General features: G+C 57.3%; 35 protein-coding genes and 1 pseudogene. All 36 read left to right on the top strand.

Going from position 1 to position 20,820, the window contains the following annotated elements; all coding sequences use genetic code 11:
* Positions 1–15 precede the first annotated feature (15 nt).
* The 36 genes and pseudogenes from fusA (at position 16) to WC370_02485 (ending at position 20,810) form a co-directional block, all read left to right on the top strand.
* Positions 16–2,121, top strand: coding sequence for an elongation factor G (fusA, locus tag WC370_02660; protein MFA5308371.1), 2,106 nt, complete (start codon positions 16–18; stop codon positions 2,119–2,121).
* Positions 2,114–2,422: a 30S ribosomal protein S10 gene (rpsJ, locus tag WC370_02655; protein MFA5308370.1), complete on the top strand. Its 309-nt coding sequence runs from the start codon at positions 2,114–2,116 to the stop codon at positions 2,420–2,422. The genes fusA and rpsJ overlap by 8 nt, the downstream gene beginning before the upstream one ends.
* A 16-nt stretch (positions 2,423–2,438) precedes the next feature.
* Positions 2,439–3,074, top strand: coding sequence for a 50S ribosomal protein L3 (rplC, locus tag WC370_02650; protein MFA5308369.1), 636 nt, complete (start codon positions 2,439–2,441; stop codon positions 3,072–3,074).
* Position 3,075: 1 nt separating this feature from the next.
* A complete protein-coding gene (gene rplD, locus WC370_02645) occupies positions 3,076–3,720 on the top strand; it encodes a 50S ribosomal protein L4 (protein ID MFA5308368.1) in 645 nt (214 codons plus the stop codon).
* A complete protein-coding gene (gene rplW / locus WC370_02640) occupies positions 3,720–4,004 on the top strand; it encodes a 50S ribosomal protein L23 (GenBank protein MFA5308367.1) in 285 nt (94 codons plus the stop codon). The genes rplD and rplW overlap by 1 nt, the downstream gene beginning before the upstream one ends.
* Before the next feature lie 18 nt (positions 4,005–4,022).
* Positions 4,023–4,850, top strand: coding sequence for a 50S ribosomal protein L2 (gene rplB, locus WC370_02635; GenBank protein ID MFA5308366.1), 828 nt, complete (start codon positions 4,023–4,025; stop codon positions 4,848–4,850).
* A 17-nt stretch (positions 4,851–4,867) separates the two neighbouring features.
* Positions 4,868–5,140 carry a 30S ribosomal protein S19 gene (gene rpsS / locus WC370_02630; GenBank protein MFA5308365.1) on the top strand — a complete coding sequence of 91 codons (273 nt, stop codon included), beginning with the start codon at positions 4,868–4,870 and terminating at the stop codon, positions 5,138–5,140.
* A gap of 21 nt (positions 5,141–5,161) precedes the next feature.
* Entirely contained in the window at positions 5,162–5,500 is a 339-nt protein-coding gene (gene rplV, locus WC370_02625) for a 50S ribosomal protein L22 (GenBank protein MFA5308364.1), read from the top strand.
* Positions 5,501–6,124 (top strand): annotated as a pseudogene (gene rpsC / locus WC370_02620) (30S ribosomal protein S3). It abuts the gene before it with no gap.
* 472 nt (positions 6,125–6,596) lie between these two features.
* Complete coding sequence (rplP, locus tag WC370_02615; GenBank protein MFA5308363.1) at positions 6,597–7,037, top strand: 50S ribosomal protein L16; 441 nt, start codon at positions 6,597–6,599, stop codon at positions 7,035–7,037.
* 6 nt (positions 7,038–7,043) lie between these two features.
* Positions 7,044–7,247, top strand: a complete 204-nt coding sequence (gene rpmC, locus WC370_02610; protein ID MFA5308362.1) for a 50S ribosomal protein L29 — start codon at positions 7,044–7,046, stop codon at positions 7,245–7,247.
* Between the two features lie 11 nt (positions 7,248–7,258).
* Entirely contained in the window at positions 7,259–7,543 is a 285-nt protein-coding gene (rpsQ, locus tag WC370_02605; protein ID MFA5308361.1) for a 30S ribosomal protein S17, read from the top strand.
* An 18-nt stretch (positions 7,544–7,561) separates the two neighbouring features.
* Positions 7,562–7,930 carry a 50S ribosomal protein L14 gene (gene rplN / locus WC370_02600; protein ID MFA5308360.1) on the top strand — a complete coding sequence of 123 codons (369 nt, stop codon included), beginning with the start codon at positions 7,562–7,564 and terminating at the stop codon, positions 7,928–7,930.
* Positions 7,931–7,945: 15 nt separating this feature from the next.
* Positions 7,946–8,257, top strand: a complete 312-nt coding sequence (gene rplX / locus WC370_02595) for a 50S ribosomal protein L24 (GenBank protein ID MFA5308359.1) — start codon at positions 7,946–7,948, stop codon at positions 8,255–8,257.
* Positions 8,257–8,808: a 50S ribosomal protein L5 gene (gene rplE / locus WC370_02590; protein MFA5308358.1), complete on the top strand. Its 552-nt coding sequence runs from the start codon at positions 8,257–8,259 to the stop codon at positions 8,806–8,808. Before rplX ends, rplE begins: the two co-directional genes overlap by 1 nt.
* Before the next feature lie 2 nt (positions 8,809–8,810).
* A complete protein-coding gene (locus WC370_02585; protein ID MFA5308357.1) occupies positions 8,811–8,996 on the top strand; it encodes a type Z 30S ribosomal protein S14 in 186 nt (61 codons plus the stop codon).
* 21 nt (positions 8,997–9,017) lie between these two features.
* Positions 9,018–9,416, top strand: coding sequence for a 30S ribosomal protein S8 (gene rpsH / locus WC370_02580; GenBank protein ID MFA5308356.1), 399 nt, complete (start codon positions 9,018–9,020; stop codon positions 9,414–9,416).
* A 21-nt stretch (positions 9,417–9,437) separates the two neighbouring features.
* Complete coding sequence (rplF, locus tag WC370_02575; protein ID MFA5308355.1) at positions 9,438–9,989, top strand: 50S ribosomal protein L6; 552 nt, start codon at positions 9,438–9,440, stop codon at positions 9,987–9,989.
* A 2-nt stretch (positions 9,990–9,991) separates the two neighbouring features.
* Positions 9,992–10,357: a 50S ribosomal protein L18 gene (gene rplR, locus WC370_02570; protein ID MFA5308354.1), complete on the top strand. Its 366-nt coding sequence runs from the start codon at positions 9,992–9,994 to the stop codon at positions 10,355–10,357.
* An 18-nt stretch (positions 10,358–10,375) separates the two neighbouring features.
* Positions 10,376–10,900 carry a 30S ribosomal protein S5 gene (rpsE, locus tag WC370_02565; protein ID MFA5308353.1) on the top strand — a complete coding sequence of 175 codons (525 nt, stop codon included), beginning with the start codon at positions 10,376–10,378 and terminating at the stop codon, positions 10,898–10,900.
* On the top strand, positions 10,893–11,087 hold the full coding sequence (gene rpmD / locus WC370_02560; protein MFA5308352.1) for a 50S ribosomal protein L30: 195 nt from the start codon (positions 10,893–10,895) through the stop codon (positions 11,085–11,087). Before rpsE ends, rpmD begins: the two co-directional genes overlap by 8 nt.
* Positions 11,074–11,541 carry a 50S ribosomal protein L15 gene (gene rplO, locus WC370_02555; protein MFA5308351.1) on the top strand — a complete coding sequence of 156 codons (468 nt, stop codon included), beginning with the start codon at positions 11,074–11,076 and terminating at the stop codon, positions 11,539–11,541. Before rpmD ends, rplO begins: the two co-directional genes overlap by 14 nt.
* Positions 11,522–12,847 (top strand): preprotein translocase subunit SecY, encoded by a 1,326-nt coding sequence (gene secY, locus WC370_02550; protein MFA5308350.1) that lies wholly within the window; start codon positions 11,522–11,524, stop codon positions 12,845–12,847. The genes rplO and secY overlap by 20 nt, the downstream gene beginning before the upstream one ends.
* A gap of 8 nt (positions 12,848–12,855) precedes the next feature.
* Entirely contained in the window at positions 12,856–13,497 is a 642-nt protein-coding gene (locus WC370_02545) for an adenylate kinase (protein ID MFA5308349.1), read from the top strand.
* Positions 13,498–13,510: 13 nt separating this feature from the next.
* Entirely contained in the window at positions 13,511–14,287 is a 777-nt protein-coding gene (map, locus tag WC370_02540) for a type I methionyl aminopeptidase (protein ID MFA5308348.1), read from the top strand.
* Positions 14,280–14,498 (top strand): translation initiation factor IF-1, encoded by a 219-nt coding sequence (infA, locus tag WC370_02535; GenBank protein ID MFA5308347.1) that lies wholly within the window; start codon positions 14,280–14,282, stop codon positions 14,496–14,498. Before map ends, infA begins: the two co-directional genes overlap by 8 nt.
* An 18-nt stretch (positions 14,499–14,516) precedes the next feature.
* Positions 14,517–14,630, top strand: a complete 114-nt coding sequence (rpmJ, locus tag WC370_02530; protein MFA5308346.1) for a 50S ribosomal protein L36 — start codon at positions 14,517–14,519, stop codon at positions 14,628–14,630.
* Positions 14,631–14,641: 11 nt separating this feature from the next.
* On the top strand, positions 14,642–15,031 hold the full coding sequence (gene rpsM / locus WC370_02525) for a 30S ribosomal protein S13 (protein ID MFA5308345.1): 390 nt from the start codon (positions 14,642–14,644) through the stop codon (positions 15,029–15,031).
* A gap of 30 nt (positions 15,032–15,061) precedes the next feature.
* Positions 15,062–15,454, top strand: coding sequence for a 30S ribosomal protein S11 (gene rpsK / locus WC370_02520; protein ID MFA5308344.1), 393 nt, complete (start codon positions 15,062–15,064; stop codon positions 15,452–15,454).
* 12 nt (positions 15,455–15,466) lie between these two features.
* Complete coding sequence (gene rpsD, locus WC370_02515; protein ID MFA5308343.1) at positions 15,467–16,099, top strand: 30S ribosomal protein S4; 633 nt, start codon at positions 15,467–15,469, stop codon at positions 16,097–16,099.
* Between the two features lie 23 nt (positions 16,100–16,122).
* A complete protein-coding gene (locus WC370_02510; protein MFA5308342.1) occupies positions 16,123–17,190 on the top strand; it encodes a DNA-directed RNA polymerase subunit alpha in 1,068 nt (355 codons plus the stop codon).
* A 24-nt stretch (positions 17,191–17,214) separates the two neighbouring features.
* The gene (gene rplQ, locus WC370_02505; protein ID MFA5308341.1) at positions 17,215–17,565 is read left to right on the top strand and encodes a 50S ribosomal protein L17; all 351 of its coding nucleotides are present in this window, start codon (positions 17,215–17,217) and stop codon (positions 17,563–17,565) included.
* Between the two features lie 20 nt (positions 17,566–17,585).
* Positions 17,586–18,371, top strand: a complete 786-nt coding sequence (truA, locus tag WC370_02500) for a tRNA pseudouridine(38-40) synthase TruA (protein ID MFA5308340.1) — start codon at positions 17,586–17,588, stop codon at positions 18,369–18,371.
* The gene (rplM, locus tag WC370_02495) at positions 18,368–18,805 is read left to right on the top strand and encodes a 50S ribosomal protein L13 (protein ID MFA5308339.1); all 438 of its coding nucleotides are present in this window, start codon (positions 18,368–18,370) and stop codon (positions 18,803–18,805) included. The genes truA and rplM overlap by 4 nt, the downstream gene beginning before the upstream one ends.
* Positions 18,806–18,820: 15 nt before the next feature.
* On the top strand, positions 18,821–19,216 hold the full coding sequence (rpsI, locus tag WC370_02490) for a 30S ribosomal protein S9 (protein ID MFA5308338.1): 396 nt from the start codon (positions 18,821–18,823) through the stop codon (positions 19,214–19,216).
* 154 nt (positions 19,217–19,370) lie between these two features.
* Complete coding sequence (locus WC370_02485; GenBank protein MFA5308337.1) at positions 19,371–20,810, top strand: glycosyltransferase 87 family protein; 1,440 nt, start codon at positions 19,371–19,373, stop codon at positions 20,808–20,810.
* Positions 20,811–20,820: the final 10 nt, after the last annotated feature.

Raw genomic sequence — 20,820 nt, 5'->3', positions numbered from 1 at the left:
AACGTAAATAATCAGATGGCGGGAGATAAAAAAGTGCCCCGGGAATTTCCTCTGGAAGACATTCGCAATATAGGTATCATCGCCCACATCGATGCCGGCAAGACCACCGTCACCGAGAGGATACTTTATCATACGGGCAAGACCTATAAACTGGGCGAGGTGCATGAAGGCACGGCCGTCATGGACTGGATGGACCAGGAAAGGGAACGCGGCATTACCATCACGGCGGCGGCTACCACCTGCTACTGGCTGGACCACCGCATCAATATTATAGATACTCCCGGACACGTTGATTTCACCGCGGAAGTAGAGCGCAGCCTGCGCGTCCTGGACGGCGGGGTAGTCGTCTTCGATGCTGTTTCCGGCGTGGAAGCGCAGAGCGAAACAGTCTGGCGCCAGGCGGACAGGTACAAGGTGCCGCGCATCTGCTATATCAATAAAATGGACCGCATCGGCGCGAGTTTCACCCGCACCATCTCCATGATTGAAACGCGCCTTTTAGCCACCCCGCTCCCCATACATTACCCACTGGGCGCCGAAGACCGCTATCACGGCGTGGTGGACCTGGTGGAAAACAAGGCGTGGCGCTTCTCCGGCGACCCCGATACGCCGCGGGAAGAAATGCCCGTACCGGAAGAAGAAAAAGAGCGCGTGGAAGAAGCCCGGCAGCACCTGATTGCCAAATTAGCCGAGCATGACGACGCGATGATGATTGCCTTCGTGGAAGGCAAAAAAGTAGAGTCCGCGGAGCTGAAACAGGCTTTACGGCGCGTAACCCTGGCCATCAAAGGCGTGCCCGTTATCTGCGGCAGCGCCCTGCGCAACATGGGTATCCAGCTCCTGCTCGACGCTATCGTCGATTACCTGCCCTCCCCGCTGGATGTGCCGCCGGTGGACGGGACCAACCCCAAGACCGAAGAGAAAATTACCCGTGAAGCCAGCGATGACGCTCCCTTCTCCGCCCTGGCATTTAAAGTCGTGACCGACCCCTTCGTGGGCCGGCTCGTTTATTTTAGAGTCTATTCCGGTAAGGTTAAGGTGGGCGCTCAGGTGTTCAATCCGACCCGCGAAAGGCCGGAACGCATTGGCCGCCTTCTCTTGATGCACGCCAATCATCGCGAGGACATTACCTCCGCTGATACCGGCTCCATCGTTGCCACCCTCGGACTTAAAAATACCTTCACCGGCGATACCCTCTGTGAAACAGCCCAGTCCATCCTACTCGAATCCATCCGCTTCCCCGAACCTGTTATTTCCATCGCCGTCGAGCCCAAGACCCGGGCCGACCAGGATAAACTCGGCGAAGCTTTACAGAAACTGACGGAAGAAGACCCCACTTTCAAGGTGAACTTTAACGAGGAGACCGGCCAGACGGTAGTCTCCGGCATGGGCGAGCTGCACCTGGAAGTCATTACTTCACGGCTCATCCGCGAATTTAACGTGGGCGTGAAGGTAGGCAACCCGCGCGTGGCCTATAAAGAGACCATCACCATGCCGGTAAAAGCGGAAGGCAGGTTCGTCCGCCAGAGCGGCGGCCACGGCCAGTACGGCGTGGTCAACGTGGCTTTCGAGCCGCAGCCGCGCGGCAAGGGCTTCGAGTTCGTGGATGCCATCAAGGGCGCCACCATACCGCGGCAGTACATCAACCCGGTCAAGGCCGGCATTAAAGAAGCGATGGAAACCGGCGTACTGGCCGGCTACCCGGTGGTGGATGTCAAAGCCACCCTTTATGACGGCAGCTACCATGACGTAGACTCATCGGAAATGGCTTTCAAAATGGCTGGCTCGCTGGCCGTCCGCGAAGGCGTGAGGAAAGCCAGACCGATTTTGCTGGAACCCATTATGAAACTGGAAGTGGTGACGCCGGAACAGTTCCTGGGCGATATTATCGGCGACCTGAACTCACGGCGCGGGCGTATAGGCAAAATAGACCCTCAGGGAGATACTTTCATCATCCACTGCCTCATCCCCCTGGCGGAATCATTCGGCTACGCCACCGGCCTGCGCTCCTTAACGCAGGGGCGGGCCACCCACTCGCTGGAATTCAACAGTTACGAGCAACTGCCGTCTAACATGACGGACGAGATTTTAGAAAAGGCTGTAGGCAAGAAAAATGGCTAAACAGAAAATCCGCATCAAACTCAAGGGCTATGACCACAAGGTGGTGGACCTATCGGCACGGCAAATTCTGGAAGCGGTGGAAAGCACCGGCGCGGTGGCCGTGGGACCGGTACCGCTGCCGACCACTATCCAGAAGTTCAGCGTTATCCGCTCCCCTTTCATCGATAAAGACTCCCAGGAGCAGTTCGAGATACGGACGCACAAGCGCCTGATAGATATCATCGAGACTACTTCCAAAACTATCGATGCGCTGACCAAGCTGAACCTGCCGTCCGGCGTGGAAATAGATATCAAGCTTTAATTTGATTGGTGGCATTATGACTGAAGGAATTTTAGGTAAAAAACTGGGCATGACCCAGATCTACGGCAAGGGCGGCAAGACCGAAGCCGTAACCGCCATCCAGGCCGGGCCCTGCACCGTGGTGCAGGTCAAGACCATGGAGAAAGACGGTTACGTAGCCGCGCAGCTCGGCTTTGGCGAGGTGAAGAAGAACAAGACCGCCGCCAAGAAGAGCAAAGCCAAGGAAAAAGAGACGGTCAAGTTCCGCTACATGCGGGAGTTCCGCCTGGAAAACGGCCCCAAGGTTGAGGCCGGGCAGAAAATAGACGTCAGCCTGTTCAAAGCCGGAGACATCGTCGATGTATGCGGCATAAGCAAGGGTAAAGGGTTCGCCGGCGGCGTAAAGCGCTACCATTTCAACGGCGGTCCCAAAACCCACGGCCAGTCCGACCGGTGGCGCGCCCCCGGCTCCGTCGGCTCCAATACCAGCCCCGGGCGCGTGTATAAGGGACTGCGCATGGCGGGACACATGGGCAGCGCACGCGTCACCGTGAGCAACCTGGAGGTGCTGGAATCCGACCCCGCCCGCAATCTTTTGCTGATTAAAGGGGCGGTGCCGGGCATGACCAACGGACTGGTGCTGATACAAAAGACGAAGAGGGAGAAAAAGTAAGGTGCAGGTTCCAGTTTTTAACATTGCCGGTGAAGAAGTCCGGAAAATAGATATAAGCGATGCCGTTTTCGGCGTGCCGTTCAATGAGACGGTCGTCCACCAGGTAATGGTCGGTTTGCAGGCCAACGCCCGCCAGGGCACGGCGGCCAGCAAGACCCGCGGCATGATCAACGGCAGCACCAAGAAGCTTTACCGGCAGAAGGGCACCGGCAACGCCCGCGCCGGCAGCAAGAAATCCCCTACCCGCCGCGGCGGCGGCGTGGCTTTCGGGCCCCACCCGCGGGACTACCGCCAGGATACACCCAAGAAAATGCGCCGTTTAGCCCTGCGCTGCCTCCTTTCCTCCAAAGCCGGCGAAGGCGATTTGAAAGTGCTGGACGCTTTTGACTTCACCGAGGTCAAGACCAAAAATATGATAAACGTGCTGAATGCACTGGGCATAGAGTCCTCCGCCCTCATCGTCACCCCCGCGACGGAGGCAAACGTGGTAAAGTCAGCCCGCAACATCCCGGCCGTCACCACCATGCCGGCCAGCGTATTGAATGTTATAGATATCATGTCACACAAGACGCTGCTCATGACCGAGGCGGCCGTTCGCGTCGCGGAAAAGCTCTGGGACAACGGGGCAGCCAAAGGGGGCGAATAATGCATCTTTATGAGGTGCTGCGCCGTCCGCTGATTACGGAAAAAAGCACGGCATTGCAGGATTTGAATAAATACGTCTTTGAAATCGCTGACGGGGCCAACAAGCTGATGATAAAACAGGCGGTGGAAAAAGCGTTCAAAGTCACGGTCATGGGAGTCAACGTGGTCACCGTGCGCGGCAAGACCAAGCGAATGGGACGCCGGATGGTGCACACTTTGCCCTGGAAAAAAGCAATCGTCACCCTCAAGGCGGGGGACAAAATAGAGTACTTTGAAGGCGTATAGTATGAAAGGGGAAGCCAGGTGGCTATAAAAATATATCGTCCGACCTCTCCCGGCCGGCGCAACCAGAGCAGCTATACCTTCGACGAGATTACCAGGAGCAAGCCGGAGAAATCGCTGACTGTGGCCAAGAAAAGCAAAGCCGGGCGCAACAACCGCGGCAAAATCACCGTGCGCCACCGCGGCGGCGGCGAAAAGCGCAAACTGCGCATTATAGATTTCAAGCGGGACAAGTTCGATATCCCCGGCAAGGTTGCCTCCATCGAGTACGACCCCAACCGCTCGGCGCGCATCGCCCTCATCTACTACGTGGACGGGGAAAAGCGCTACATCATCGCGCCGGTCGGCCTGAATGTCGGCGATACGGTGATGTCCGGCAACAACGCAGAAATTAAACCGGGCAACTCCATGCCCATGAAACTGATGCCCACCGGCATCGAGATACATAACATCGAGGTACAGAAAGGGCGCGGCGGCCAGATGGTGCGCAGCGCCGGCGGCTCCGCCCAGCTGATGGTCAAGGAAGGCGATAACGTCCTTATCCGCCTCCCCTCCGGCGAAATCCGCCGCATCCTGAGCGAGTGCATCGCCACCGTGGGGCAAATCGGGAACCTGGAGCACCAGAATATCAGCCTGGGCAAGGCCGGGCGCAAGCGGCACATGGGCTGGCGTCCCACCGTTAGAGGCTCGGTAATGAGCCCCCGCGACCATCCCCATGGCGGCGGCGAAGGCCGCTCCCCCATCGGTATGCCTGGACCCAAGACACCGTGGGGCAAACCGGCCCTCGGCTACAAGACCCGCAAGCCGAAGGCATCCGATAAATTGATTGTAAAACGCAGAGGCAAATAGGCGGTTAAAGAGGGAACATGTCAAGATCTACTAAAAAGGGACCGGCAGTTGATGAAAAGCTGGAAAAACACGTAGACGCCGCGATACGCTCCGGCAAGAAAACCGTAATCAAGACCTGGGCGAGGCGCTCTACGATTTTACCGCAGATGGTGGGTTTAACAATCGGCGTGCATGACGGCCGCCGGCATGTGCCCATCTATATCAACGAAAACATGGTCGGCCATAAACTCGGCGAGTTTGCCCCTACCCGCACCTTCAGAGGGCACGGGACCAAGTCAGATAAAGAGTAACCTGGGATAAGGTGAATTAAAGTGGAAGTAAAAGCTATAGCTAAAGACACCGGCATGCCCGCCAGCAAGATGCGGCCACTGGTGGACATGGTGCGGGGCAAGAGAGTTGACGAAGCGCTGAACCTGCTGCGCTACGCTCCGTCACCCAAGGCGAGGCTTATCGCCAAGGTGGTACGTTCCGCCGTGGCTAATGCGGAAAACAACTTTCAGATGGACCCCGCGGACCTCATAGTGGTCAAGATTAATGTAGATGTCGCGCGCAGCATGCGCCGCTTCCGGGCGCGGTCGAGGGGGCGGGCCAGCCCCTTACATAAGAATTCCAGCCACGTCACCGTGATAGTTGCAGAGCAGGAGGGCTAATTGGGTCATAAAGTACACCCCATAGGATTCAGACTTGGAGTCATCAAAGACTGGCAGTCGAAATGGTATAGTGAGGCTCACTATGCCGAATTTATCCAGGAGGATAACAAGCTCCGGCAATACATCAAAAACAAGTACCCGGAAGCCGGCATCTCACTGGTAGAAATCGACCGCCAGGCCAAAGATGTAACTATCACTTTGCATACCGCCAGACCCGGCATCGTCATCGGCCGGGGCGGTTCGCGCGTGGATGAAATGCGCCAGAACCTTGAAGCGCTCATCAGCAAAAAGGTGAGGCTGAACATCCAGGAAATCCGCCAGCCGGAGATGGACGCCTACCTGGTGGCGCGTTCCGTGGCGGAACAGATAGAGCGCCGCGTAGCCTACCGGCGCGCCATGAAACAGGCCATTTTCCGGTCATTGCAGTCCGGCGCCAAGGGCGTTAAAGTGAGCGCCGCCGGCCGCCTGGCCAACGCGGAAATAGCCCGCCGCCAGACCATGCACGAGGGCCAGGTGCCGCTGCACACTTTGAGAGCTGATATCGATTACGGTTTCACCGAGGCGCACACCACGCTGGGGCGCATCGGGGTAAAAGTATGGATATATAAAGGACAGGTGCTGCCGGAAATCAAGACGGCCGAGCCTGAAGAAAAACCGGCGGAAGCCGCCGCGGATACCGCCGCGGAAAAACCGGCGGAGGCCGCCGCTAAAGCAGCCCCCGCCCCTGCCGCCGAGGAAAAACCGGCCAAAGCAGTAAAAGCCGCGCCCGCCGCGGAAGAAAAGTCCGGCCGGGCGCCTAAAGCCGGCCACGTTTCCATCGTCGGAGAAAAACTGGCAGCAGCCGTAGCCAAGGCCGAAGAAAAACCGGCCAAGGCAGCTAAAGCAACTAAAGCGGCTGCCCCTGAAGCGGAAGAAAAAGCCGCCAAACCCAAGGTAAAGAAAGCCGTTAAACCCGCCGAGGCGGAAGCGGAAGAAGAGGCCAAACCCAAGGCCAAGAAAGCCGCCAGGCCCGCCGCGGAAATCCCGGAAACTCCGGAACCCCCGGCCAGGACCACCAGGAAATCCGGGGTAACTAAGCACAAGGAAGAGGAATAGCATGGATCAGCCCAAGCGTGTAAAATACCGGAAATCACAACGGGGCTCCCGCCGCGGTAAAGCCCATGCCGGCAATACCGTGAGCTTTGGGGAATACGGGCTCCAGGCAATGGAGTCCGCCTGGCTAACCAGCGCCCAGATAGAGGCGGCACGCCGCGCCATTACCCGCCATATCCGCCGCGGCGGCCAGGTGTGGATACGCATTTTCCCGGACAAGCCCGTGACCAAGAAGCCCGCGGAAACCCGTATGGGCAGCGGCAAGGGACTGCCGGACCACTGGGTGGCAGTCGTTAAGGCCGGGAGAGTCATGTTTGAAATGTCCGGCGTGGGGGAAAAGGTGGCCAAGGATGCCATCCGCCTCGCCGCCCACAAATTGCCCTTGAAAACGCGTTTCGTCTATAAAGAAAGTCTCGCCACCGGCGCGGATGAGGTGGCAAAGTAGGGAGCCATGGCGTCTAAAGTTAAGGATGTAAGAGAATTAAGCACGGAAGACCTGGCGAAGCTGCTGGAAGACACCCACCAGGAGCTGTTCAACCTGCGCTTTCGCCTCTCCACCAAGCAGCTCGTAAATCACCGCGAGGTCCGGCGGGTCAGACGGAAGGTTGCCCGCATCAAGACCATCATCGCGGAAAGACAACTGGGGATAAGGTAGGATTGGATACTATGGAAATAAAACGCAAGACCAGGTACGGTAAAGTAGTCAGCGATATCATGAACAAGACCGTGGTCGTTGCCGTGGATACGCCCCGGCGTCACCCGCTATATAAGAAGATCATCCGCCGGGTGGTTAAATACTACGCTCATGATGAAAACAAGATAAGCAAGATTGGCGATACCGTGAAAATCGAGGAGACCCGCCCGCTCTCCAAACTGAAGAGATGGCGCGTTATTGAGATAGTAACCAAAGGCGAAGTGGCGGAAATCAAGCCGGAAGAAATAACGAACTAGGATATTGGTGGGACTAACATGATTCAGATGAATTCCAGACTCAAGGTAGCCGATAACTCCGGGGCACGTGAGATAATGTGCATCAACGTCCTGGGCGGCACCCGGCGCCGGTACGCCTATCTCGGCGATACCATCGTGGCCTCGGTAAAGAAAGCCACCCCCAATGCCGCCACCAAGAAGGGCGACGTGGTACGGGCGGTGGTAGTGCGTACCGTCTACCCTTTCCGCCGGCCGGACGGCTCTTACATTAAATTCGATGAAAACGCGGCGGTTATCCTGAGCGATAAGAACAACCCCAAGGGCACCCGCATTTTCGGCCCGGTAGCCAGGGAACTGAGAGACAAGCAGTATACCAAAATTGTCTCGCTGGCGCCGGAGGTATTATAAAAGGCAGAGATAATTATGAAGATACAAAAAGACGATACCGTGCTCGTTATCGCGGGCAAGGACAAAGGGAAAAAAGGCAAGGTCCGCTTTGCCTACCCGCAGCAGCAGAAAATTATCGTTGAAGGCTTGAATTTCGTAAAGAAGCACTCCAAAGCCAAGGGAGCCGCCCGGCAGGCCGGCATTATCGATATCGAAGCGCCCCTGCACGTCTCCAAGGTAATGTACCTGTGCAGCAAGTGCAGCAAGCCCGCGCGCGTAGGCGCGCAGAAGCTGGAAGACGGCCGCCGCGTAAGGGTATGCCGCGTCTGCCATGAGGTGATAGACTAATGGCCAGATTAAAAGAAAAATACACCAAAGAAGTAGTTTCCCGTTTGCAGGAGCTCTGCGGCTACGATAACGTGATGCAGGTGCCCCGCATGGAGAAAATAGTGCTCAATATAGGCATGGGCGAGGCTATCGCCAACGCCAAGAGTCTGGAAGCGGCGGAGGCGGACCTGGTGGCTATCGCCGGGCAGCACGCCCTGACCACCCGCTCGCGCAAGTCCATCGCCAATTTCAAGCTGCGGCAGGGGATGCCCATCGGCCTCAAGGTGACTTTACGCGGCGAGCGCATGTGGGCTTTCTTCGATAAGCTGGTCAACGCGGTGCTCCCCCGCATGCACGAGTTCCAGGGAGTTTCCGGGGAGGCTTTCGACGGCCGCGGCAACTACACGCTGGGGCTCAAAGAGCAAATCCTGTTCCCGGAAATAGAGTATGACAAGGTTGACAAGATACGCGGCATGGAAATATCAATCGTAACCACCGCCAGGAACGACGAGGACGGCAAACGCCTGCTGGAGCTGCTGGGCATGCCCTTCGCGAAGGAGGGAGAGGATTAATCATGGCTAAGAAATCAATGATTCTGAAATCACAGCGCAAGCCCAAGTTCGCGGTGCGCAAGCACAACCGGTGCAAGATCTGCGGACGGCCCCGGGCTTACATACGCAAATTCGGCATCTGCCGGATATGTTTCAGGCACTTGGCTCTTGATGCGCAACTCCCTGGCGTAAGAAAATCCAGCTGGTAAGCTAAAGTAATAATGGTAGGTGTGACAGTGACAGACCCAATTGCTGATATGTTGACCCGTATAAGAAATGCCATCATGGTAAGGCACGATAGTGTCCTGGTACCCGCTTCCAAGATTAAGCTGGCTATAGCTAATATCCTGAAAGAGGAAGGCTTTATTACCGACTACGAGGTAGTCAAGGGTAAGCCCCACCGGGAGATAAAAGTGCAGCTGCGCTACATGGAAAATAACAAGCCGGCCATCTCCGGCCTGAAGCGCATGAGCAAACCCGGGCTCCGCCTGTACGTGCAGAAGAAAGAGATACCGCGCGTTTACGGGGGGCTGGGCATCGCCATCCTTTCCACCTCCAAGGGCCTCCGCACCGGGCAGCAAGCCTGGCGCCAGGGCTCCGGCGGTGAGCTTTTATGTTACATCTGGTAAACACCACTTGGAGTGATATTTATGTCTAGAATAGGAAAATTGCCGATAGCCGTACCGTCCGGGGTGACGGTCAACATCGCCGGCAGCACCGTCACGGTGAAAGGTCCCAAGGGGGAGCTTAAGCGTTCCCTGCCCGCGGAAATGGGCATCAAACTGGAAAACAGCACCATTACGGTCAGCCGCCCCAGCGATGCCAAGAAACACCGCGCCTTTCACGGGCTTACCCGCACCCTGCTGGCGAATATGGTGCAGGGCGTTTCCAAGGGCTTTGAGAAGAACCTGGAAATAGTGGGGGTGGGCTACCGCGCCGAGAAAACCGGGGAGAAACTCAACCTGCGTCTCGGCTATTCCCACCAGGTGGAAGTGGTGCCCAAACCCGGGCTGACCCTTTCCCTGGAAGGGACCACCAAGATAAAGGTGAGCGGTATCAATAAAGAAGACGTGGGTGAAATGGCCGCGGAAATCCGTGCCCTGCGCGTGCCGGACCACTACAAAGGCAAGGGCATCAGGTACGCGGGAGAAAAAGTACATCTTAAACCCGGCAAGGCCGGTAAGGTGGTTGGCAGGAAATAAAAATGACTAAATCTTATACCAGGGAATCACGCATCAGGAGACACAGCAGGGTCAGGGAGAAGATAGCCGGCACGGAAACCCGTCCGCGCCTCTGCATTTTCCGCAGCCTGAACCATATTTACGCCCAGGTAATCGATGATTTACAGGGACGGACGCTGGCCGCCGCCTCCACTCTTGATGCCGATGTTAAGAAGGATACCAAGAAAAAGAACAAAACCAGCGAGGCGGAGTTGGTAGGCACATTACTGGCGAAGCGCGCCGCGGAAAAAGGAATCAGCCTTGTGGCTTTCGACCGCGGCGGATTCAAATACCACGGCCGCGTCAAGGCCCTGGCAGAAGCAGCCCGTAAAGGCGGGCTCAAGTTCTAAGAGAGGATATGGGGTCTGATGAAGCAACCACTAAGTCGCATTGATGCAGCGGATCTGAACCTTAATGATAAGCTGATTAACGTCAACCGCGTGGCCAAGGTGATGAAAGGGGGCAAGCGCCTCCGTTTCAGCGCTTTGGTGGTCACCGGTGACGGCGAAGGGCACGTGGGCGTGGGCATTGGCAAGGCCAATGAAGTCCCCACCGCCATCAGCAAGGGCGGCGCCCAGGCGCGCAAGAACCTGATTAAAGTGCCCCTGGCCGGCAGCACCATTCCGCATGAAATCACGGTAAACTACGGGGCGGCCACGGTCATGTTAAAGCCCGCCGTGCCCGGCACCGGCGTCATCGCCGGGGGCAGCATCCGTGCCGTGCTGGAGGCCTGCGGCGTGAAGGACATTTTAACCAAGTCGCTCGGCAACTCAAACCATATCAATGTCGCCCGGGCTACCATTTACGCCCTGACCGAACTGAAGAACCCTAAAGAGGAACTGGCCAAACGCAAGGCGGGAATAACCACCGGGGAGGCGTCCGCCCGTGAGTAAGATACGCATTACCTGGATTAAAAGCAGCATCGGCTACGACGAAAGCCAGCGTAAAACGATTACAACCCTGGGTTTTCATCGCCTTAATCAGAGCGTGGTCCGTGAAGATTCAAACTCGCTGCGCGGCATGATTAACAAGGTGAGACACCTGGTTAAAGTGGAGGAAGACCTTGGTGAAACAAAATAATATCGCCCCGGCGCCGGGTTCCCGGCATCCCGCCAAGCGCGTGGGCCGCGGCACCGGCAGCGGTCACGGCACCTTTTCCGGACGCGGCTGCAAGGGCCAGAAAGCCCGCGCCGGCAATAATAAAGTACGTCCCGGGTTCGAGGGCGGTCAGCTCCCCTTAATCAAGAGGCTGCCCCGCAAACGCGGTTTTACCAACATTTTTAAGATTGAATACAACCTGGTCAGTTTGGGCGAACTTAACCGGTTTGAGGCCGGCAGCGAAGTAGCCGCAGCGCAAATGCTGGCGGCCGGCATTATCAAGACGCTGGCCAACCCGGTTAAAGTCCTGGCCGACGGCGCCCTGGACCGCCCGCTGACCGTGAAAGCGGATAAATTTTCAGCCTCCGCCAAAGCCAAGATAGAGGCCGCCGGCGGCAAAGCTGAGGAGGTAGCCGATGCGGCAAAAGTCGAGTAGACCCAGACTACTCCAGGCGATGATAGATGCCTTCAGCCTGCCGGACCTGCGGCGGCGCATCCTCATCACCGTGGGCATTCTGGTGGTCTTCCGGTTTATTTCCCATGTGCCTCTGCCGGGCCTGAACCCGGAAGCGCTGAAAAATCTCTTCGAGAGCAACGCGCTGCTGGGTATGCTGGACCTTTTCAGCGGCGGCGCCATGAAGCAGTTCAGCGTGGCCTCCATGGGCGTTTACCCGTATATTACCGCGTCAATCGTTATTATATTACTGGTGCCCGTTATTCCCCGCCTCCAGGCGCTTTCACAGGAAGGGGAATCCGGCAAGAACAAGATAAATATGATTACCCACTGGCTGACGGTGCCGCTGGCCGGTCTTTCCGGCTACGGGCAACTGGTTATTTTACAGCGCGCCGGTGCCGTTGATTTCTCCAACCTGCCCGCCGGGGTTAACGTACCCCTGCTCACCGCCACCATCGTCATGTCACTAATCGCCGGCACGCTCTTCCTGGTCTGGCTGGGCGAGTTGATTACGGAATACGGCATCGGCAACGGCATCTCCATTATCATCTTCGGCGGCATCGTGGCCGGCTACCCGTCCCTGATACGAGAGGGCTTCCTGGCCAAGAGCAATATCATGGGGCTGCTGGTCTACATCGCCATCGTGCTGGTGACCATCATCCTCATCGTCATCTTTACCGAGGCGCACCGCCGCGTACCGGTGCAGTATGCCCGCAGTGTGCTCCGCGGCGGCCGCATGTACCGGCAGTCCGGCAGCACCCATATCCCCATGCGCGTTAATTCCTCCGGCATGATACCGCTAATCTTTTCCATGTCCATCGTGCTGTTCCCAGGGGTGGTAGCCAGCTATTTCGACCACGGCAGCGGGTTCGCGCACCAGATAGTCCGGTGGTTCAACCCGAATACGGATTTACCGGTGGGCGCTTTTTACTGGATTTTCTATTTCGTTTTATCTATCGCATTTACCTTCTTTTATACTATAATTACCTATCAGCAGCAGGACCTACCCGGCACGCTGCAAAAACAGGGGGGCTTTATCCCCGGTATCCGCCCCGGCAAGAACACCGCCACCTATATCAGCGGCGTCATCAACCGTATCACCTGGGCGGGGGCCTTGTTCCTGGCATTCGTGGCGATAATGCCCTTCCTGGCGCGTACCATAACCAACGTACAGCAAATCCAGCTTTCCAGTCTGGGCATGCTGATTGTGGTGGGTGTGGTACTGGATACGATGAAACAACTGGAAGCGCAGCTGGTAATGCGGCGCTATGAAGGCTTTATAAAATAGGAGTAAAAGTGTATATTGTTCTCCTGGGAGCCCCCGGCGCGGGGAAAGGGACGCAGGCAGTAATGCTGGCGGAGAAATTGAAGCTGGTGCAGGTAGCATCCGGCGACCTTTTCCGCAAGGCGCTCCAGCAGCAAACGGAGCTGGGCAAGAAAGCCAAGGTCTACATGGAAAAGGGACAGCTGGTCCCGGACGAGATAACCATCCAGATGGTGCTGGAGAGGCTGTCCGCCCCGGATTGCGCCAACGGCGCTATTTTTGACGGCTTCCCCAGGAACATAGAGCAGGCCAAAGCCCTGGACAAAGCGATGACGCAGAAGTCCCGGACTATCGATAAGGTGGTAAACATCGTGGTAAACAAGGAAGAGGTGCTGCGGAGGCTGGGCGGACGCTGGGTTTGCCGCAACTGCCAGGCCCCCTACCACGAGGTGGACAACCCGCCCAAGGTGAAGGGCAAGTGCGACCGCTGCGGCGGAGAGCTTTACCAGCGCGCCGATGATAACACGGAGACGATTAAGAAGCGGCTGGAGGTATATAACAAAGAGACTTCCCCGCTGATTGCGTATTATAAAAAAGCAGGCAAGCTGCTGGAGGTTGTCAGTGAAGGCGGGCCGGAAGCGGTACACCGGAAAATAATGACCGCGCTGGGTTAAGCGAAATCATATCATGGGAATTGAAATTAAGTCAGAACAGGAAATAGCCGTAATGCGGCAATCCGGCCAGATTGTCGCGGAAATATTAAGGACGCTGACCAAACAGATGAAACCGGGTATGAACACTAAAGAGCTGGATACCATCGCCGCCAAGGAGCTGAAGCGGCTGGGGGCGGAGTCTTCCTTTAAAGGCTACCGCGGCTACCCGGCCACTGTCTGCGTATCCGTGAACGATGAGATCGTCCACGGCATTCCCGGCACACGCGTCCTGAAAGACGGGGACATAGTTTCCCTGGACTTCGGGGCGATATATCACGGCTTCCACGGCGACGCCGCCGTGACCGTACCGGTCGGCGAGGTCAGCCCGGAAGCCAGCCGTTTGATGGAAGCCACCAGGGCTTCGCTGGAAAAAGGCATCGCCGCCGCTAAAGCCGGGGCGAGGCTGGGAGATGTATCGGCGGCCATTCAGGACTGCGCGGAGTCGCGCGGCTATTCGCTGGTGCGGGAATACACCGGGCACGGCATCGGACGGAAGATGCATGAAGACCCGCAGATTCCCAACTCCACCGAGCCGCCTTACGGACTCAAGCCGGGCACCGGGCCGGTGCTGAAAAAGGGCATGACGCTGGCGGTGGAGCCCATGCTTAACGCGGGCGATTGGCACACGCGCGTGGCGGAAGACCAGTGGACCGTCCTCACCGCGGACGGCAGTCTTTCCGCTCATTTTGAACATACCATAGCCGTTGATGATAATGAACCGGAGGTATTGACTTGGGGGACTTATGGCTAAAAAAGAAGCCATCGAAGTTGAAGGAACGGTCGTTGAAGCGCTGCCCAATGCCATGTTCCGCGTGCAGCTGCCCAATAAGCACGAGGTGCTGGCGCATATCTCGGGCAAGATAAGGATGCACTACATCAGGGTGCTCCCCGGGGACAAGGTGCTGATAGAGCTATCGCCATACGACCTGAAACGTGGTAGAATCACCTACCGGCTCAAATAATTTAAAGGTTTGAATTACATGAAAGTAAAAGCTTCAGTCAAAGTAAGATGTGAAAAATGCAAGGTAATCAAACGCCACGGCGTGGTCAGGATTATCTGCGATAACCCCAAGCACAAACAGAGGCAGGGGTAAGGAGGTAGCATATGCCGCGTATTTCTGGTATTGATATTCCGGTCAACAAACAAGCCTGGGTCTCCCTGGGTTATATTTACGGCATCGGCCCGGCTTTGAGCTATAAAATCCTCGAGCAGGCGGAAATCGCCCCGGAGACCAAGGTGAAAGACCTCACCGAGGCCGAGGTAAACAAAATACGTGAAATCATCGATAAACAGTTCCGGGTGGAAGGCGACCTGCGCAAAGAGGTAAACCTGAACGTCAAACGCCTTATCGAGATAGGCAGCTACCGCGGGCTGCGCCACCGCCACGGCTTACCGGCCAGGGGCCAGAGAACGCGCACCAACGCCCGTACCAGGAAAGGTAAGCGCAAGACAGTTGCCGGCCGCGGTCAGAAGCGCGGATCTACCAAGAAATAGTCCGGATGAGAACGGTACAAGGAGGACAGGGTGCCACAGAAAAGGAAAATTAAAGTCAGGCGGCGGGAACGTAAAGTCGTACCTGCCGGACGGGCTTATGTACAGTCCAGCTTTAATAATACCATCGTAACGCTGACTGACCCGCAGGGTAATGCCCTGGGCTGGGGAAGCTCCGGCACGGCCGGTTTCAAGGGCTCCCGCAAGGGCACGCCCTACGCGGCCCAGATGGCGGCGCGGGACGCCGCCCGCAAGGCGATGGTACACGGGTTGCGGCAGGTAGAGGTTTTTGTGAAAGGCCCGGGCAGCGGCCGCGAGGCGGCCATCCGCTCTTTACAGGGCTCCGGCCTTTACATCACCGGGATTAAGGACATTACGCCCATCCCGCACGCCGGCTGCCGGCCTCCCAAGCGGAGAAGGGTTTAAAAGGGGAATAGTATGGCAAGATATACAGGAGCAGTATGCCGTTTATGCCGGCGTAATGGTGAAAAACTTCTACTTAAAGGCGCGCGCTGCTTTACACCCAAGTGCGCCGTTGACAAACGTCCCAAAGCGCCCGGCCAGGCTTCCACCAACCGCCGGCGGCGGCGTTTTTCCGACCGCGGCCTGCAGTTGCGTGAAAAGCAGAAGGCACGCTACACTTACGGCACGCTGGAGAAACAGTTTAAAAAGACCTTCAATATCGCTGAGAAACTGCCCGGCATCACCGGCGAGACCCTGCTGGTACTGCTGGAAAGGCGACTCGATAATGTGGTTTACCGCCTCGGCTTCGCGGATTCCCGCCCCCAGGCGCGTCAGCTCGTGATGCACGGGCATATCCTGCTGAACGGCAAGAAAGCGGATATCCCTTCCGCCTTCGTCAAAGAAGGGGATACCATCAGCTGGCGCGAAGGCAGTCAGAAAACCGAGTATTACAAGCTGCTGGCGGAGAACATCGAAGCCAAGACCGTCCTCAGCTGGCTGAGCCTTGACCGTCAGAACATGGTGGGGCAGGTTATCGCCCTGCCTACGCCTGACCAGGTCGATGCCAAGTTCGACGGCAAAGCCGTCATTGAGTACTACTCGCGGTAGTATTACTAAAAGGAGATAATTCAATGGCTGGACTATTAGTCCCAAAAATTGAATGTACCGAACAGGCGGAAAACTTCGGCAGGTTTATCGCCGAACCGCTGGAAAAAGGCTTCGGCGTTACCCTTGGTAATTCTTTGCGCCGCGTGTTGCTTGGCTACCTTCCGGGGGCGGCGGTCACCCAGGTAAGAATCGAAGGCGTCCAGCACGAGTTCACCGTTATCCCTAACGCCAAAGAGGACGTCATGGAGTTCCTCTTTAATATCAAGGAATTAAGACTCAAGCCCCTGTCCGACCGCGGCGGCACACTGGTGCTGGAGGCGCAGGGGGAGGGGCGCGTTTGCGCTTCCGATATCAAGCCTTCCGCGGACTTTGAAATTACCAACCCGGACCTGTGCCTGATTACCCTGAATAATCCCAAGTCCCGCCTCTACGTGGAGCTGGACGTGGAAACAGGCATGGGCTTCCGCAGCGCCGAGTCCACGGATACCACGCCGGTAGGCACTATCCCCGTGGACGCTATTTTCACCCCCATCCGCAAGGTCAATTACGTGGTGGAGCCCACCCACCTCGGCCGGGAGACCAGCCGAGAGCGGCTCCGCGTCGATATCTGGACGGACGGCACCATGCTGCCGGTTGATACCATCAGCCAGGCCGCCGGCATACTGATAGAGCAGCTTACGCCCTTCGTGGAATACGTCAAGATTTCCCAGATGAAGGACGAGGAGCGCGCCATCCGCCTGGCCATCCCGGATGAGAAATTCAACATGCCCGTAGAGCAGCTGGACCTCTCGGTACGCACCATGAACTGCCTGCGCCGCAGCAACATCTCCACCGTCGGCGAGCTTATCGGCAAGGGCACCAAAGAGTTGCTCAAGCTGCGCAACTTCGGGCAGAAGTCTTTCCAGGAAATAGAGGACCGGCTTACCGCCATCGGGCTTTCCCTGAACCCCAAGAATGAAGATTTTGAGGCAGAGGTAGAGGCAGAGGCGGAGACGCCCGCGGCCGAGGAAGAAGAACCCAAGGCCAAGACCAAGAAGAAGAAGGCGGCCGTCAAGGCGGACGCTGAAGATGATGAGTCTGACGAGGAATAACCTTTAACACGGAGAACCATTAACATGAGGCATAATGTAGCTGGCAGAAGACTGGGCCGGGATTCCGGCCACCGCAGGGCGCTGTACCGCAACCTGGTCACCGCTTTGCTGAAGCATGAGAAAATCGTCACCACCGAGGCTAAAGCCAAGGAAGTGCGCGGCATGGCGGAAAAGATGATTACCCTGGGCAAGCAAAGCGGCCTGCATTCCTACCGCCAGGCGCTGGCTTTCATCCTGGATAAGAAAGTGGCCGATAAGGTATTTTCCGAGCTCGGCCCGCGCTACAAGGAGCGCCCCGGCGGCTATACCCGCCTGACCAAGCTGTCGCCGCGCCTCGGGGATAATGCGCCCATGGCCCAGCTGGAGCTGGTCTAGCGGCCATCCGGGGGAAAATGGTGGCAGGCTCTGATGCAGGCACCAGGATTATTTTAATTATTGAATATGACGGCACTGATTACCACGGCTCCCAGTTGCAGGCCAATGCTCCTACAATCCAGGGAGAAATAGAAAAAGCGCTATATAAACTAACCAGGGAAAGGATAAGAATTAAAACGGCCAGCCGGACGGATGCCGGTGTTCACGCCGCGGGACAGGTGGTCTGCTTCGATACCGCCAACCCCCTGCCCCTCAAGTCCTATATCGACGGCATGAACCACTATTTACCGGCGTGTATCGCGGTGCAGCGGGCCTACCAAACGGCGGAAGCCTTTGATGTCAGGCGGCGCGCGGTGAGCCGGGAATACCGGTACACGATACTGAACAGTCCGGCGCGCTCGCCGCTGCGGCAGGGGCGCTCTTACAAAGTGAGCGGAGACCTGGACATCGCGGCGATGCAGGCGGCCTGCCGGGGGCTTATCGGAAGGCACGACTTCGCCTCTTTCGTAGCCAGCGCGGAAACGGCCCGGCAAAAACGCACCGTAAGGGATGTATTTAAAGCGGCAATAACACAGGATGGGGAGTTGGTGTACTTCGACATTACGGCCAACGCCTTCTTAACCCATCAGGTACGCAATACGGCAGGTTCTTTAATCAAGGTGGGACAGGGTAAAATGACGGTAGATGAATTTTACAGCATGATTGAATCCGCTACGCCCGGACTGGCCGGGCCAACGGCGCCGGCACAGGGATTATGCCTGGTAAAGATAACCTATCCTCGTCCCTTCGAGGGAGATAAAAAATGAAAACATACAGCGCCAGACCGGTCGATTTCAAACGTGAAACACACGTCATCGACGCCGCGGACAAGACCCTGGGGAGGCTCTCCATCCAGATAGCCCGGCTGCTGATGGGCAAACATAAGCCCATCTACACGCCCACGCTGGATACCGGGGACTTCGTCATCGTCATCAACGCGGCCAAGGTGCGCGTGACCGGCAAGAAAATGGAACAGAAGACTTATTACCGCCACTCCAACTACCCAGGCGGTTTCAAGAGCATCACCCTGGGCAAGATGATGGACAAGTTCCCCGTTCGGCCCATTGAGTACGCCGTTAAAGGGATGCTCCCCCACACCCGCCTGGGCGCACAGATGTACAAGAAACTCCGGGTCTATGCCGGAGCGGACTATCCCAACGCGCCGAAGGCGAAAACCGAAAAAGTAAAGGAATCAAAATAAAGGGATTGGGCTGATATGGATAAACAGAGCTATTTTCACGGGACAGGCCGCCGCAAGACGGCGGTAGCGCAGGTAAAACTGATGGCCGGGAACGGCGCCATTATCATTGACGGCAAGCCGCTGGAAGAGCGCTTCCCCTCCCTGGAGCACCAGCGGGTCATCAACCAGCCGTTCATCGCCACCGAGAGCGTCGGCAAATACAACGCGGTCATCAAGACGGCGGGCGGCGGCGTCACCGGCCAGAGCGGCGCCATCTCCCACGGTATTTCCCGCGCCCTGGTCCGCGCCGATGAGCGCTTCAAGCCGGTCCTACGGCAGAACGGGCTGCTCACCCGGGACGCCCGCGCCAAGGAACGCAAGAAGCCCGGACTCAAACGGGCCCGCAAAGCGCCGCAGTACACCAAGCGTTAAAGGAACAATTTTAGCGATAATAAGCGCCGGTATTTCTCTGATAATGTCAGGAACCCGGCGCTTTTTGTTGCCCGGAAAACAGCGCCGCCCGGCGCCGTATTGAATCTTTCAGGCTTCCGTCTTAAAATGGGAACGAACCATTTGAGAGTCGGCCATGGAAAACAGCTTAACTCCTTCGAATAACGCGAAGAAAGGGTTTACCTTTTTCCCTCCCGACGTAACGCCGCGGGTTACGCTCTTCCCCTTTGCCATCGCCATCCAGCTGATTGCCTGCGCCATTTCCGGGGTGGGGTTTGCCGCCAATAAAGCGGCCTTCTGGCTGGGGGGCATGGTCCTGTGGTTGCTCTGGTTCTGGGTGATGTTCCTCATCGTGACGCCGGAAACGGATATGGGCGTCCGGCGCCATTACGGGGGGCTGAGGCGGGGGGCGATGATTATCCTGGTGATCGTGCTGGCGACGGGGGTGGGGGAGCTGTTCGTGCTGGGGCTTTTTGCGCCCGGCTATACCAAGAGCGGCGCCAGCAATGACTTCTCCAAGTCACTGGAGCAGATGCAGCACGGCTTCCAGTACAATGACGGCACGGCGCTGAGTCAGCAGGCCGCGGAAAACCTGCTCGACGGCCAGAACCCCTACGCCGCGGCGAATATCGTCACCGCTTTCATAAAATACAACGGCTCCTACGACCGCATTACGCCGCTGCAAAAGGGGCGGCTGGCGGACGTATTCCCCTACCCCACCCCACAGCAGCTTAAGGACGTATGGAACGCGGCATTACAGCACCCCTCCGCGCCGCCCCCGGAAATAGAGTCGCACGTCTGTTACCCGTCCGGCTCTTTTCTGCTGCTGACGCCGTTCCTGTCTATCGGCATCAAAGATATCAGGTGGATATACTTTATCTACATCGTCGCCGGGCTGGTTTACGTGGCCTGGCGGGTGCCCGCCGGGAGGCGTCTTTTCTTCATCGGCATAGTGCTTATCAGCCTGGAACTGTGGAATAGCATGAGTATCGGCGAGACCGGCAGCCTCATCTTCCCGTTCCTGCTCATCGCCTGGATTACCCTGGGGGAGAACGACTGGCTTTCCGCTATCTTCATGGGCGTGGCGGTGGCCACCAAGCAAACGGCCTGGTTCTTCCTGCCTTTTTACCTTATCCTGATATGGCGTACATCAGGCGCCAGGTACGCCGCCGCGGCCACCGGGATTATCGCCGCGATATTCCTGGCAGCTAACGGCTACTTCATCGTCCGGGACCCGGCGCTCTGGCTGAAATCCCTGACTGCCCCCATGGCGCAGCCGATGTTCCCCATCGGGGTGGGGCTTATCTCCTTCGTGACGGGCGGGGTACTAAATGTACGGTCGGCGCTGCCTTTCACCATCATGGAAGTGACGGCGTTCGCCGGGGCCATCGTCTGGTACTGGAAGTACTGCCGGCGCTACCCGGATACCGCGCTGGTACTGGCGGTGCTGCCCTTCTTCTTTGCCTGGCGCAGCCTGTGGACCTACTTTTTTTATATAACCATCATCATCCTGGCCAGGATGCTTACCAGGAAAAGCGGGGCGGAACTCCCGGCGCCCCGGTTCGCCGGAGAATAAAATCCCCTGT

It is taken from the genome of Dehalococcoidales bacterium, assembly GCA_041652735.1.
In the GTDB taxonomy this organism is placed as follows: Bacteria; Chloroflexota; Dehalococcoidia; order Dehalococcoidales; family RBG-16-60-22; genus RBG-13-51-18.
This window is presented reverse-complemented; position numbering and strand designations above follow the sequence as displayed.

Bases quoted from the DNA above. Each gene is read 5' to 3' on its own strand.
- fusA (MFA5308371.1), top strand. From the start codon at position 16: ATGGCGGGAGATAAAAAAGTGCCCCGGGAATTTCCTCTGGAAGACATT.
- rpsJ (MFA5308370.1), top strand. From the start codon at position 2,114: ATGGCTAAACAGAAAATCCGCATCAAACTCAAGGGCTATGACCACAAG.
- rplC (MFA5308369.1), top strand. From the start codon at position 2,439: ATGACTGAAGGAATTTTAGGTAAAAAACTGGGCATGACCCAGATCTAC.
- rplW (MFA5308367.1), top strand. From the start codon at position 3,720: ATGCATCTTTATGAGGTGCTGCGCCGTCCGCTGATTACGGAAAAAAGC.
- rpsS (MFA5308365.1), top strand. From the start codon at position 4,868: ATGTCAAGATCTACTAAAAAGGGACCGGCAGTTGATGAAAAGCTGGAA.
- rplP (MFA5308363.1), top strand. From the start codon at position 6,597: ATGGATCAGCCCAAGCGTGTAAAATACCGGAAATCACAACGGGGCTCC.
- rpmC (MFA5308362.1), top strand. From the start codon at position 7,044: ATGGCGTCTAAAGTTAAGGATGTAAGAGAATTAAGCACGGAAGACCTG.
- rpsQ (MFA5308361.1), top strand. From the start codon at position 7,259: ATGGAAATAAAACGCAAGACCAGGTACGGTAAAGTAGTCAGCGATATC.
- rplN (MFA5308360.1), top strand. From the start codon at position 7,562: ATGATTCAGATGAATTCCAGACTCAAGGTAGCCGATAACTCCGGGGCA.
- rplX (MFA5308359.1), top strand. From the start codon at position 7,946: ATGAAGATACAAAAAGACGATACCGTGCTCGTTATCGCGGGCAAGGAC.
- rplE (MFA5308358.1), top strand. From the start codon at position 8,257: ATGGCCAGATTAAAAGAAAAATACACCAAAGAAGTAGTTTCCCGTTTG.
- WC370_02585 (MFA5308357.1), top strand. From the start codon at position 8,811: ATGGCTAAGAAATCAATGATTCTGAAATCACAGCGCAAGCCCAAGTTC.
- rplF (MFA5308355.1), top strand. From the start codon at position 9,438: ATGTCTAGAATAGGAAAATTGCCGATAGCCGTACCGTCCGGGGTGACG.
- rplR (MFA5308354.1), top strand. From the start codon at position 9,992: ATGACTAAATCTTATACCAGGGAATCACGCATCAGGAGACACAGCAGG.
- rpsE (MFA5308353.1), top strand. From the start codon at position 10,376: ATGAAGCAACCACTAAGTCGCATTGATGCAGCGGATCTGAACCTTAAT.
- secY (MFA5308350.1), top strand. From the start codon at position 11,522: ATGCGGCAAAAGTCGAGTAGACCCAGACTACTCCAGGCGATGATAGAT.
- map (MFA5308348.1), top strand. From the start codon at position 13,511: ATGGGAATTGAAATTAAGTCAGAACAGGAAATAGCCGTAATGCGGCAA.
- infA (MFA5308347.1), top strand. From the start codon at position 14,280: ATGGCTAAAAAAGAAGCCATCGAAGTTGAAGGAACGGTCGTTGAAGCG.
- rpmJ (MFA5308346.1), top strand. From the start codon at position 14,517: ATGAAAGTAAAAGCTTCAGTCAAAGTAAGATGTGAAAAATGCAAGGTA.
- rpsM (MFA5308345.1), top strand. From the start codon at position 14,642: ATGCCGCGTATTTCTGGTATTGATATTCCGGTCAACAAACAAGCCTGG.
- rpsD (MFA5308343.1), top strand. From the start codon at position 15,467: ATGGCAAGATATACAGGAGCAGTATGCCGTTTATGCCGGCGTAATGGT.
- WC370_02510 (MFA5308342.1), top strand. From the start codon at position 16,123: ATGGCTGGACTATTAGTCCCAAAAATTGAATGTACCGAACAGGCGGAA.
- rplQ (MFA5308341.1), top strand. From the start codon at position 17,215: ATGAGGCATAATGTAGCTGGCAGAAGACTGGGCCGGGATTCCGGCCAC.
- rplM (MFA5308339.1), top strand. From the start codon at position 18,368: ATGAAAACATACAGCGCCAGACCGGTCGATTTCAAACGTGAAACACAC.
- rpsI (MFA5308338.1), top strand. From the start codon at position 18,821: ATGGATAAACAGAGCTATTTTCACGGGACAGGCCGCCGCAAGACGGCG.
- WC370_02485 (MFA5308337.1), top strand. From the start codon at position 19,371: ATGGAAAACAGCTTAACTCCTTCGAATAACGCGAAGAAAGGGTTTACC.